We start from the raw sequence: 12559 nt of genomic DNA on the forward strand, positions 1-12559 counted from the left end.
CATCGCGCGGTGTGTTCGACGAACACCGGTGTCTTGGAGGACCATCAGGCAGAACAGCATGCGGACGCATCGTGGTGCGCCATTGGTATCCCAAACGGTCCTAGACTCTGGACATGCCTGACATCGACGTGAAGCCGCGCAGCAGGGTCGTCACCGACGGGATCGAAGCAACCACTTCACGTGGCATGCTGCGGGCCGTCGGGATGGGCGACGAGGACTGGGAGAAGCCGCAGATCGGCATCGCCTCGTCCTGGAACGAGATCACCCCCTGCAACCTGTCCCTCGACCGGCTCGCCCAGGGCGCCAAGGAAGGCGTGCACGGCGGCGGCGGCTACCCGCTGCAGTTCGGCACCATCTCGGTGTCCGACGGCATCTCGATGGGCCACGAGGGCATGCACTTCTCCCTCGTCTCGCGCGAGGTCATCGCGGACAGCGTCGAGACGGTCGTCAACGCCGAGCGCCTCGACGGCACGGTCCTGCTCGCCGGCTGCGACAAGTCGCTCCCCGGCATGCTGATGGCCGCCGCGCGCCTCGACCTGGCGAGCGTCTTCCTCTACGCGGGCTCGGTCATGCCGGGCTACGTGAAGCAGGCCGACGGCTCGATGAAGGAAGTCACGATCATCGACTCCTTCGAGGGCGTCGGCGCCTGCAAGGCCGGCACCATGAGCGAGGCCGAGCTCAAGAAGATCGAGTGTGCGATCGTCCCCGGCGAAGGTGCCTGTGGCGGGATGTACACCGCGAACACGATGGCGAGCCTGGCCGAGGCGCTGGGCATGTCGCTGCCCGGGTCCGCCGCGCCGCCCAGCGCCGACCGTCGCCGCGACTACTACGCGCACCGGTCCGGCGAAGCCGTCGTGAACATGCTCCGCCTGGGGCTGACCGCCCGCGACGTCCTGACGCGCGAGGCGTTCGAGAACGCGATCACCGTGCTCATGGCGCTCGGTGGCTCGACGAACGCCGTGCTGCACCTGCTCGCGATCGCGCACGAGGCCGAGGTCGAACTGACCCTCGACGACTTCAACCGCATCGGCTCGCAGGTCCCGCACCTGGCCGACATGAAGCCCTTCGGACGCTTCGTGATGAAGGACATCGACCAGCAGGGTGGCATCCCGGTCGTCATGAAAGCGCTGCTCGACGCGGGCCTGCTGCACGGCGAGTGCATGACCGTGACGGGCAAGACCGTCGCCGAGAACCTGGCCGAGATCGACCCGCCCGAGCTCGACGGCGAGGTGTTCCGCAAGATCGACAACCCGATCCACGCCACCGGTGGCCTGACGATCCTGCAGGGCTCGTTCGCTCCCGAGGGTGCCGTCGTGAAGACCGCCGGGTTCGACGCCGACGTGTTCGAGGGCCCGGCACGGGTGTTCGACCGTGAGCGTGCCGCGATGGACGCCCTCACCGAGGGACGCATCCAGAAGGGCGACGTCATCGTCATCCGCTACGAGGGCCCCAAGGGCGGCCCGGGCATGCGCGAGATGCTGGCCATCACCGCAGCCATCAAGGGCGCGGGCCTCGGCAAGGATGTACTACTCTTGACCGACGGTCGATTCTCAGGCGGCACAACCGGCCTCTGCATCGGCCACATCGCACCGGAAGCCGTGGACGCAGGTCCAGTGGCGTTCGTGCGCGATGGCGACCGCATCCGTGTCGACATCCCCGCTCGCTCGCTCGACCTACTGGTCGACCCCGCCGAGTTGGAAGCCCGCCGTGACGGCTGGGCCCCGCTGCCCCCGCGCTACACCCGCGGAGTCCTCGCGAAGTACGCCAAGCTCGTCCAGTCCGCCGCCCTCGGCGCGGTCACGGGCTGACGTCGACACCCGCACCATCGCCATCCCTCCAGGCAAGGAACCCTTCATGCCCACGGAAGCCACACCGCGCTCCGCTGCCGGAGCCCGTCGATCGCCCGAGGTCCTGACCGGCTCGGGCGCCGTCCTCCGCACGCTCGAGCACCTCGGGATCACCGACGTCTTCGGTCTGCCCGGTGGCGCGATCATCCCGTTCTACGACGAGCTCATGGCGTCGACGACGATCCGCCACATCCTGGTCCGGCACGAGCAGGGCGCCGGTCACGCCGCCGAGGGCTACGCGTCCTCGTCCGGCAAGGTCGGTGTCGCGATCGCCACGTCCGGTCCCGGTGCGACGAACCTCGTCACCGCCATCGCCGACGCCTACATGGACTCGGTGCCGTTCATCGCGATCACCGGCCAGGTGTTCTCGACGCTGATGGGCACCGACGCGTTCCAGGAAGCCGACATCGTCGGCATCACGATGCCGATCACGAAGCACTCCTTCCTGGTCACCAAGCCCGAGGACGTCCCGGCGACCCTCGCGGCGGCGCACCTCATCGCGACGACCGGGCGACCCGGTCCGGTGCTGGTGGACATCACGAAGGACGCCCAGCAGAAGTCGGCGCCCTACATCTGGCCGCCGAAGCTCGACCTGCCGGGCTACCGCCCGGTGACGAAGGCACACGGCAAGCAGATCACCGCGGCGGCCCAGCTCCTGGCCGAGTCGTCGCGCCCGGTGCTCTACGTCGGCGGCGGCGTGATCCGCTCCGGCGCCTCCGCCGAGCTCCTGGCGTTCGCCGAGGCCACCGGCGCCCCGGTCGTCACGACGCTGATGGCCCGCGGTGCCTTCCCGGACTCGCACGCGCAGCACCTCGGCATGCCCGGCATGCACGGCACGGTGCCCGCGGTCCTCGGGCTGCAGGAGAGCGACCTCATCATCGCGCTCGGTGCCCGCTTCGACGACCGCGTGACCGGCAAGGTCGACGACTTCGCCCCGGACGCCAAAGTCGTGCACGTCGACATCGACCCGGCCGAGATCTCGAAGATCCGCTACGCCGACGTCCCGATCGTCGGCGACGCCAAAGAGGTGCTCGTCGACCTGGTGGCGGCGTGGGCCGACGTGCCGGTCGACCATCGGGCCTCCACGGCCGACTGGTGGGCGCACCTCAACCAGCTGCTCGAGGACTTCCCACTCGGGTACACCGAGCCGACCGACGGACTGCTCGCCCCGCAGGCGATCATCAAGCGCATCGGCGAGATGACCGGACCCGAGGGCGTCTTCGCCTCGGGTGTCGGCCAGCACCAGATGTGGTCGGCGCAGTTCATCCAGTACGAGCGCCCGAACGCCTGGCTCAACTCCGGCGGTGCCGGCACGATGGGCTACTCGGTTCCGGCCGCGATGGGTGCCAAGGTCGCGCAGCCCGACCGCGTCGTCTGGGCGATCGACGGCGACGGCTGCTTCCAGATGACGAACCAGGAGCTCGCGACCTGCGTCATCAACGACATCCCGATCAAGGTCGCGATCATCAACAACTCGTCGCTCGGCATGGTGCGGCAGTGGCAGACGCTGTTCTACGACGGCCGTCACTCGTTCACCGACCTGCAGACCGGCCACGGCACCCGTCGGGTCCCGGACTTCGTGAGACTCGCCGACGCGTACGGTGCGCTCGGGATCCGGGTCGAGAAGCCGGAGGAGGTCGACGCGGCGATCCAGCTCGCCCTCGACACCAACGACCGCCCGGTGGTCATCGACTTCGTGGTCAGCCGCGACTCGATGGTCTGGCCGATGGTCCCGCAGGGGATCGGCAACTCGTCCATCCAGTACGCCCGCGACCTCGCCCCGACGTGGGACGACGAGGACGCCGACATGACGGGGGAGCCCGCATGAGCCACGTCCTGTCCCTCCTGGTCGAGGACAAGCCGGGTCTGCTGACCCGTGTCGCCGGGCTCTTCGCCCGACGCGGGTTCAACATCGAGTCCCTGGCCGTCGGCAACACCGAGGTGGACGGCCTGAGCCGCATCACCGTGGTGGTCGACGTCGAGGACCTCCCGCTCGAGCAGGTGACGAAGCAGCTCAACAAGCTCGTCAACGTCATCAAGATCGTGGAGCTCGACTTCCCCCAGTCGGTGCAGCGCGAACACATGCTCGTCAAGGTGCGGGTCGACAACCAGACCCGGTCCGCGGTGCTCGACGCCGTGACGCTCTTCCGGGCGCAGGTCGTCGACGTCGCCACCGACTCGCTCGTCGTCGAGGTGACCGGTGACCCCGGCAAGATCCAGGCGATCCTGCGCGTCCTCGAGCCCTACGGCATCAAGGAGCTGGCGCGTGCCGGGCTCCTGGGCATGGGCCGTGGACCGAAGAGCATCACCGACCGGGTGCGCTGAGCACCGGTCGCCCCAGACACCCCACAACCAAGGAGACCACGCACCGTGACTGACATCGTGTACGACGCTGACGCCGACCTGAGCCTCATCCAGGGCAAGAAGGTCGCCGTCATCGGCTACGGCTCGCAGGGCCACGCCCACGCCCTGAACCTCCGCGACTCCGGCGTCGAGGTCAAGATCGGCCTCAAGGAGGGCTCGAAGAGCCGCCAGAAGGCCGAAGAAGCCGGTTTCGAGGTCCACACGCCCGCCGAGGCCACCAAGTGGGCCGACGTCGTCGTCATCCTCGCGCCGGACCAGGTCCAGCGCATCGTCTACAAGGACGACATCGCCCCGAACCTCAAGCAGGGCGCGACCCTCGTCTTCGGCCACGGCTTCAACATCCGCTTCGGCTACATCGAGGCCCCCGAGGGCGTCGACGTGTCGCTCGTCGCCCCGAAGGGCCCGGGCCACACGGTCCGTCGCGAGTACGAAGCCGGCCGTGGCGTCCCCGTCATCGTCGCGGTCGAGGTCGACGCCTCCGGCAGCGCGTGGGACCTCGCCTGGTCGTACTCGAAGGCCATCGGCGGTCTCCGCTCCGGCGGCATCAAGACGACCTTCACCGAGGAGACCGAGACCGACCTGTTCGGTGAGCAGGCCGTCCTCTGCGGTGGTACCTCGCAGCTCATCCAGTACGGCTTCGAGACCCTGGTCGAGGCCGGCTACCAGCCGCAGATCGCCTACTTCGAGGTCCTGCACGAGCTCAAGCTCATCGTCGACCTGATCTGGGAGGGCGGCCTCACCAAGCAGCGCTGGTCGATCTCCGACACGGCCGAGTTCGGCGACTACGTCTCCGGCCCGCGCGTGATCTCGCCCGAGGTCAAGGAGAACATGAAGGCCGTCCTCGCGGACATCCAGAACGGTGCCTTCGCGAAGCGCTTCATCGAGGACCAGGACGCCGGCGCGCCGGAGTTCACCGCCCTCCGCGAGAAGGGCGAGGGTCACCCGGTCGAGGCGACCGGCCGTGAGCTCCGCAAGCTCTTCGCGTGGAAGCAGGGCGACTCGGACTACGTCGACGGTTCGGCCGCGCGGTAGTCTGCCTGAGACAAGCTCGACCCGCGAGGCGGCGGTGCACTGCACCGCCGCCTCTCGATGTGACCCGGACACCATGCAGCAGCTCCTCCACCACACGGACGTCTCCCGACGGCGTCCGCGCAGCGCGGCGACGCGCGTCGTCGTCGACCCCACCGGCCCGTCCACGGGGTGGCGCGGGTGCACCGATCGTCGTGGGATGATCGTCTGATGGCGGTGACGAGACGAGCGGTCCACATCGGCGCCGGCAAGATCGGGCGCGGGTTCGTGGGCCAGTTCCTCGTGTCGAGCGGCTACGACCTCACCTTCGTCGACGTCGACGAGCGCGTGGTCTCGGCCCTGAACGAAGCCGGGCGCTTCGTGGTGCACGAGGTCGGCGAGATGCCGGTCGAGCACCTCGTGGCCGGGTTCCGTGCGCTGAACAGCAAGACCGACCGGGAACGCGTCGTACAGGCGATCGCCGACGCCGACGTCGTCACCACGGCGGTCGGGGCGCGCACCTTGCCCCTCGTGGCCCCGCTCATCGCCGAGGGGCTCGCGGCACGCCCGCTGGACCGCGGTGACGTCACGATCGTCGCCTGCGAGAACGCGTTCAACGCCACGGACTCCCTGCACGCCAGCATCCGCCGGGCGCCGATCCTCGAGGACCGCGACATCGCCGCGGTGTTCGCGAACTGTGCGATCGACCGCATCGTCCCGGACCAGTCCGGGGTGCTCGGACAGTCCGGCGGCCTCGACGTCGTCCTCGAGCCCTTCTACGAGTGGGTCATCGAACGCACGCCGTTCGCCGGGACCGGCTCCGAGCCTCCCGTCATCGACGGCGTGACTTGGGTCGACGACCTACAGCCGTTCGTCGAGCGCAAGCTCTACACCGTGAACACGGCCCACGGGGCGGCCGCCTACCACGGGTGGGTCCGGGGGATCCGGCTCATCCGGGAGGCCCTCCAGGACCCCGACGTGCGGGCGGAGGTCGACGGCGTGCTCGCGGAGACCACCGCGCTGCTCGTCGCGAAGCACGGGTTCGACCCGGCGGAACACGCCCGGTACGTCGCGGCGAACCTCACCCGCATCGCGAACCCCCTGCTGCCTGACACGACCCGTCGCGTCGGCCGCAACCCGCTCCGGAAGCTCGGCCGTCGCGAACGGTTCATCGGCCCCGCCGCGCAGCTCGCCGAACGCGGTCTGCCCGTCGACCACCTGATCGGCGCCGTCCGGGTCGCGCTCGAGTTCGACGACCAGGACGACCCGGAGTCGATCGAGCTGCACGCGCTGCTCCGCTCCGGGGCCACCGCGCACGCCCTCACCGAGATCCTGACCGGGCTCATGGAGGGACACCCGCTGTTCCCGGCCGTCCGTGACGTCGTCGCCGGGGTGCTCGAGACCCAGCCCGCCCAGGCATGAGCCGCGACCCTCGTAGGATCGACGGCATGACCGAGACCCGCGAACCGGACGACGACGCCGCCCTGTCGTGGGGCGACGCGGACGACGCGACCCACGTCGACGCCGCCCACAACCCGATCGCCGTCAAGGAACGCGACACCCGCGACCCCGACGCGCCCGAGACGTCCGGTGCCCTGATCGGGTTCGGGGTCTTCGGCGGGCTCTACCTGCTCTACACGGTCGCCTGGCTGCTGACCGCTTCGACGAGCTACCTGATGACGACCGACGCGGTCCTGTCCGGGTTCGTCACCCTGCTCCGCTTCCTGGCGATCGTCGCGCCGGCGCTCTGGTTCGCCGTCGTGATCTGGGTGGCCCGGACGCGCTCCACCCGTACCCGGCTGCTCTGGATGCTGCTCGGCGCGGTGGTGCTCTTCCCGTGGCCGTTCCTGCTGACGCGGAGCTTCGGGTGACTGCCGTCGAGCGTCCCGCCGCGCGGGCCACTCCCGCGCGGTCACTGGTGGGACGCGTCGTCGTCTGGGTGGTCTTCGCGGTGCTGTTCGCCTACATGACGGCGCAGAGCGTCGGCAACTTCGTGGTGATCACGGACAAGCTGCAGAAGTTCAACGAGTTCGTCGGCTCGGCCGGTGGCGCTTCGCTGCAGCGCCCGGTGCCGTGGGTGTGGCTGGTCCTCGACGTGGTGGTCCCGCCGCTCGCGTACGCCGTCGGCGTGTGGGTGACCCGCCGGTCCACGGCCGTGGTGACCGTCGCGGTGCTCGTCGTGGCCTTCGCCGGCGCGGGAGCGCTCTGGCTCACGCTGCAGCTCTACGTGCCGAGCCTCGTCGACCTCTGACCTGCCTCCCGGCGTCGTAACCGGGTCCGGCCGTCGATAGGGTGGTGGTACACCACCCGTCTCGTGTGAGGAACAGCAGTCGTGTCGAAGCCGGTCGTCTTGATCGCCGAAGAACTCTCGCCCGCCACCGTCGACGCCCTCGGGCCCGACTTCGAGATCAGGAACGTGGACGGCACCGACCGTCCAGCCCTGCTCGCCGCGCTGTCCGACGCGCACGCGATCCTGGTGCGCTCCGCCACCAAGGTCGACGCGGAGGCGATCGCCGCGGCTCCCGAGCTCAAGGTCATCGCCCGCGCCGGTGTCGGCCTGGACAACGTCGACATCAAGGCGGCGACGACCGCCGGCGTGATGGTCGTCAACGCGCCGACGTCGAACATCATCTCGGCGGCCGAGCTGACCGTGGGCCACATCCTGTCGCTCGCGCGGCACATCCCGGCGGCGCACGCGTCGCTCGCGGCCGGCGCGTGGAAGCGGTCGTCCTACACCGGCGTCGAGCTCTACGAGAAGACGGTCGGCATCATCGGCCTCGGCCGCATCGGCGCCCTGATCACCCAGCGCCTGCAGGCGTTCGGCGTCTCGGTCATCGCGTACGACCCCTACGTCACCTCGGCGCGTGCCCAGCAGCTCGGTGTCGAGCTCGTCTCGCTCGAGGACCTGCTCCGCCGCGCGGACTTCACGACGATCCACATGCCGAAGACGCCCGAGACGGTCGGCATGATCTCCGACGACCAGTTCGCGCTGATGAAGCCGACCGCCTTCGTGGTCAACGTCGCGCGCGGTGGCCTGATCGACGAGGACGCGCTTCACCGTGCGCTCACCTCGAACACCATCGCCGGTGCCGGCCTCGACGTCTTCGTGTCGGAGCCGCCGAAGGACTCGCCGCTCGTGTCGCTGCCGAACGTCGTCGTGACCCCGCACCTCGGTGCCTCCACCGACGAAGCGCAGGAGAAGGCCGGCGTCGCGGTCGCGAAGTCGGTGCGGCTGGCCCTCGGCGGCGAACTCGTCCCGGACGCGGTCAACGTCGCCGGCGGTGTCATCGACCCCTACGTCCGCCCGGGCATCCCGCTCGTCGAGAAGCTCGGCCAGGTCTTCACGGCGATGGCGACCTCGCCGGTCACGAGCATCGACGTCGAGGTACACGGCGAGCTCGCGGCGTACGACGTCAGCGTGCTCAAGCTCGCCGCGCTGAAGGGCGTCTTCACCGACGTCGTCAGCGACCAGGTCTCCTACGTCAACGCCCCGCTCATCGCGGAGCAGCGCGGTGTCACCGTCCGCCTCATCACGGACGCCGACAGCCCGGAGTACCGCAACCTCCTCACCATCCGCGGGGCACAGTCGGACGGCCCGGCGATCAGCGTCTCCGGCACCCTCACCGGCCCGAAGCAGGTCGAGAAGCTCGTCGAGATCAACGGCTACGACGTCGAGGTCGCGCTCGACAAGCACCACGTCGTGATGGCCTACACGGACCGTCCGGGCATCGTCGCGGTGTACGGCAAGGAGTTCGGCGAGGCGGGCATCAACATCGCCGCCATGCAGATCGCCCGCCAGTCGGCCGGTGGCGAAGCGCTCAGCGTGCTGACCGTCGACTCGCCGGTTCCGGACGACGTCCTCGAGCACGTCCGTTCCACGATCGACGCAGCCTCGCTGCGTGAGATCGACATCACGCTCTAGGAGACCCCCATGTCGCAGACGCTCAAGTTGGCGGTCATCCGTGGCGACGGCATCGGCCCCGAGGTCGTCGACGAAGCGCTGAAGGTCCTGCACGCGGTGGCCGACGGCGAGCTCGACGTGCAGGAGACCCCGTTCTCGCTGGGGGCCGAGCGCTTCCTGGCGACCGGCGACGTCCTCACCGAGGACGACATGGCGGCCCTGGCCGAGCACGACGCGATCCTGCTCGGCGCCGTCGGTGGTGACCCCCGTGACCCGCGGCTGGCCGGTGGCGTCATCGAGCGCGGCCTGCTGCTGAAGCTCCGGTTCGCGTTCGACCACTACGTGAACCTGCGGCCGACGAAGGTGCACGCCGCGGTCGGGTCACCGCTGTCCGACCCGGGCGAGGTCGACTTCGTCGTCGTCCGTGAGGGCACGGAGGGCCCGTACGTCGGCAACGGCGGCGCGATCCGGGTCGACACCCCGCACGAGATCGCCACCGAGGTCTCGATCAACACCGCCCACGGTGTCGAGCGGGTCGTCCGGTACGCGTTCGACCTGGCGATGCGACGCCCCCGGAAGCACCTGACCCTCGTGCACAAGACCAACGTGCTGGTCCACGCCGGTTCGCTCTGGCAGCGCACGGTCGCCGCGGTCGCCGTCGAGTACCCGGACGTGACGGTCGACTACCAGCACGTCGACGCCGTGACGATCCACATGGTGCGCGAGCCGTCCCGCTTCGACGTCATCGTCACCGACAACCTGTTCGGCGACATCATCACCGACCTGGCCGGCGCGATCAGCGGCGGCATCGGTCTCGCGGCCTCGGGCAACCTGAACCCGGACGCCACCTTCCCCAGCATGTTCGAGCCGGTCCACGGGTCCGCGCCGGACATCGCCGGCCAGCAGCTGGCCGACCCGACCGCCGCCGTCCTCTCCGTCGCCCTGCTGCTCGACCACGTCGGTCGCGCGGACCTGGGGGCAGCGGTGACCCGGGCGGTGGAGGCCGACCTCGCCGACCGGGGCACCACCCGACGGTCGACCGCCGAGATCGGCGACGCCATCGCCGGGGCCGCGGTCGCCGCACGCACCACCACGGCCTGACAGGAGTCACCCGCATGAGCGACAGCACCACCGAGACCACCGACACCTTCGCCCTCGACTTCTCGACGACGCCGTCCCCGGAGCGCCGCGCAGCCGCCGAGCGCGAGGAGATCCTCGCCGACCCGGGCTTCGGCAAGCACTTCACCGACCACATGGCCTCGGTCGAGTGGACGATCGACGACGGCTGGCACGACGCCTCGGTCCACCCGTACGGGCCGCTCTCCCTCGACCCGAGCGCCAGTGTCCTGCACTACGCGCAGGAGATCTTCGAGGGCATGAAGGCGTACCGGCACGCCGACGGATCGATCTGGTCCTTCCGCCCGGACGCCAACGCCCGTCGGTTCGCCCGGTCGGCTCGCCGCCTGGCGCTGCCGGAGCTGCCGGAGTCGGTGTTCGTCGAGTCGATCCGGCAGCTCGTCACCGCGGACCAGGACTGGGTGCCGTCCGCTCCGGAGACCAGCCTGTACCTCCGCCCCTTCATGATCGCGACCGAGGCCTTCCTCGGGGTCCGCGCCGCCCACGCCGTGCAGTACCACTGCATCGCGAGCCCGGCCGGGGCGTACTTCACCTCGGGGCCGAAGCCGGTGTCGATCTGGCTCTCGACGCAGTACGCCCGCGCTGCCCGCGGCGGCACCGGTGCTGCGAAGACCGGCGGCAACTACGCGGCGTCCCTGCTCCCGCAGCAGGAGGCGTACGAGCACGGTTGCCAGCAGGTGATGTTCCTGGACTCCGAGAAGGGTGAGTACCTCGAGGAGCTCGGCGGGATGAACGTCGTCCTGGTCCGCTCCGACGGCACGCTCGTCACGCCGGACTCGGACTCGATCCTCGAGGGCATCACGCGCGACTCGATCCTGCAGTTGGCACTCGACCGGGGCCTCCGGGTCGAGCGTCGCGCGGTGTCCCTCGCCGAGTGGCGCGACGGGGTCGCCGACGGCTCGATCACCGAGGCGTTCGCCTGTGGGACCGCCGCCGTGGTGACACCGATCGCCGAACTGCGTGGTGACGGCTTCACGATCGGTTCGCCGACCACCGGTGCCGGCGAACTGACGATGTCCCTGCGCGAAGAGCTCACCGACATCCAGTACGGCCGCCGGCCCGACCCGCACGGGTGGATGGTCCGGCTCACGGACCCGACGCCGAGTGCTGAGTAGGGTCGACCCGTGAAGATCGCACGGTTCAGCACCGAGGGGGAGGACCCCCGCTACGGCATCCTCGACGAGCGCGCACTGGTGGTGCTCGCCGGAGACCCGATGTACCAGGGCTTCGAGACGACGGGGGAGCGGGTGTCCCTCAAGGACGCGAAGCTGCTCGCCCCGGTCATCCCGCGGTCGAAGGTCATCGGGGTCGGCCTCAACTACGCCGAGCACGTCTCGGAGATGGAAGAGCACACCGCGGACGACCCGGTGGTGTTCCTCAAGCCGAACACGTCGGTCATCGGACCGGAGGACCCGATCCGCCTGCCGGCGGACATCGGTCGTGTGGACCACGAGGGTGAGCTCGCCATCGTGATCGGCTCGCTCGCGAAGAACGTGGCGAAGGAGGACTTCGCCAGCGTGATCCTCGGCTACACGATCGCGAACGACGTGACCGCCCGTGACCTGCAGGCCCGTGACGGCCAGTGGGCGCGCGCGAAGGGGTTCGACACCTTCTGCCCGCTCGGCCCGGTGATCGAGACCGAGATCGACCCGTCGGACATCCGCATCGAGACCCGTGTCGACGGCGACCTCCGTCAGGCGGCCTCGACGAACGAGATGGTGCACGACATCCCGACGCTCATCGAGTTCATCTCGTCGATCTGGACGCTGCTGCCCGGTGACGTCATCCTCACCGGCACCCCCGCAGGCGTCGGCGCGATCCGTGACGGCGAGGTGGTGGAGGTCACGATCTCCGGCATCGGTTCGCTGCGCAACCCGGTGATCGCCCGCCACTGACCGGCGCGCTCCGCACCGTCGACTCCCGACCTGGAGGCCCGGCACCCCTCGGGTGTCGGGCCTCCGTCCGTCCCGAAGCCGGCCCGGCAGGGGAGCGGAGCCGCGGCCGGGCGGCGACACGCCCGGGTGAGACACCCGGTTGGCAGGCCCTCGGACCGTGTGTAAAGTAATCACTCGTTGCCGCTGAGGCGGAACGGAACGGCCGAGACGGTCACCGGGTGCACAACCCGGGGGATGCAGTCCGGACGGGGTCCGCCTCCAGCAACCAGCCCATCGATCAGATGTCGACCTCGTGTCGGTCATCCGGGGGGTTCGAGAACGACAGCCTCTCTGGCGGAGCATCTTCGTGGTGTCGAGTGGGGAGTGCGTCTGGTCCTTGAGAACTCAACAGCGTGCACATTGTCAAT

The 12559-nt window shown here is 69.7% G+C and carries 11 protein-coding genes; all 11 read left to right on the top strand.

What is annotated here, in order from left to right:
• The first annotated feature begins 113 nt into the window (after positions 1–113).
• The 11 genes from ilvD to SOM35_RS09570 all read left to right on the top strand — a co-directional run bounded on the left by ilvD (position 114) and on the right by SOM35_RS09570 (position 12152).
• Positions 114–1808, top strand: a complete 1695-nt coding sequence (gene ilvD / locus SOM35_RS09520) for a dihydroxy-acid dehydratase (protein ID WP_320515201.1) — start codon at positions 114–116, stop codon at positions 1806–1808.
• A gap of 46 nt (positions 1809–1854) precedes the next feature.
• Entirely contained in the window at positions 1855–3675 is a 1821-nt protein-coding gene (locus SOM35_RS09525; protein ID WP_320515202.1) for an acetolactate synthase large subunit, read from the top strand.
• Positions 3672–4172: an acetolactate synthase small subunit gene (gene ilvN / locus SOM35_RS09530; protein WP_110904691.1), complete on the top strand. Its 501-nt coding sequence runs from the start codon at positions 3672–3674 to the stop codon at positions 4170–4172. Before SOM35_RS09525 ends, ilvN begins: the two co-directional genes overlap by 4 nt.
• A gap of 45 nt (positions 4173–4217) precedes the next feature.
• Entirely contained in the window at positions 4218–5243 is a 1026-nt protein-coding gene (gene ilvC / locus SOM35_RS09535; RefSeq protein ID WP_111076318.1) for a ketol-acid reductoisomerase, read from the top strand.
• 207 nt (positions 5244–5450) lie between these two features.
• Entirely contained in the window at positions 5451–6641 is a 1191-nt protein-coding gene (locus SOM35_RS09540) for a mannitol-1-phosphate 5-dehydrogenase (protein WP_253463476.1), read from the top strand.
• A 26-nt stretch (positions 6642–6667) separates the two neighbouring features.
• Positions 6668–7090 carry a hypothetical protein gene (locus SOM35_RS09545; protein WP_111076316.1) on the top strand — a complete coding sequence of 141 codons (423 nt, stop codon included), beginning with the start codon at positions 6668–6670 and terminating at the stop codon, positions 7088–7090.
• Positions 7087–7470 carry a hypothetical protein gene (locus SOM35_RS09550; RefSeq protein WP_320515203.1) on the top strand — a complete coding sequence of 128 codons (384 nt, stop codon included), beginning with the start codon at positions 7087–7089 and terminating at the stop codon, positions 7468–7470. Before SOM35_RS09545 ends, SOM35_RS09550 begins: the two co-directional genes overlap by 4 nt.
• A gap of 81 nt (positions 7471–7551) precedes the next feature.
• Positions 7552–9141, top strand: coding sequence for a phosphoglycerate dehydrogenase (gene serA / locus SOM35_RS09555; RefSeq protein WP_111076314.1), 1590 nt, complete (start codon positions 7552–7554; stop codon positions 9139–9141).
• A 9-nt stretch (positions 9142–9150) separates the two neighbouring features.
• Positions 9151–10221 carry a 3-isopropylmalate dehydrogenase gene (locus tag SOM35_RS09560; protein WP_320515204.1) on the top strand — a complete coding sequence of 357 codons (1071 nt, stop codon included), beginning with the start codon at positions 9151–9153 and terminating at the stop codon, positions 10219–10221.
• 14 nt (positions 10222–10235) lie between these two features.
• A complete protein-coding gene (locus SOM35_RS09565; protein WP_111076312.1) occupies positions 10236–11372 on the top strand; it encodes a branched-chain amino acid aminotransferase in 1137 nt (378 codons plus the stop codon).
• A 9-nt stretch (positions 11373–11381) separates the two neighbouring features.
• Positions 11382–12152, top strand: coding sequence for a fumarylacetoacetate hydrolase family protein (locus SOM35_RS09570; RefSeq protein WP_111076311.1), 771 nt, complete (start codon positions 11382–11384; stop codon positions 12150–12152).
• The last annotated feature ends 407 nt before the right edge of the window (positions 12153–12559 follow it).

Origin of the sequence: Curtobacterium sp. CFBP9011 (genome assembly GCF_034045095.1) — a bacterium.
Classification (GTDB): domain Bacteria; phylum Actinomycetota; class Actinomycetes; order Actinomycetales; family Microbacteriaceae; genus Curtobacterium.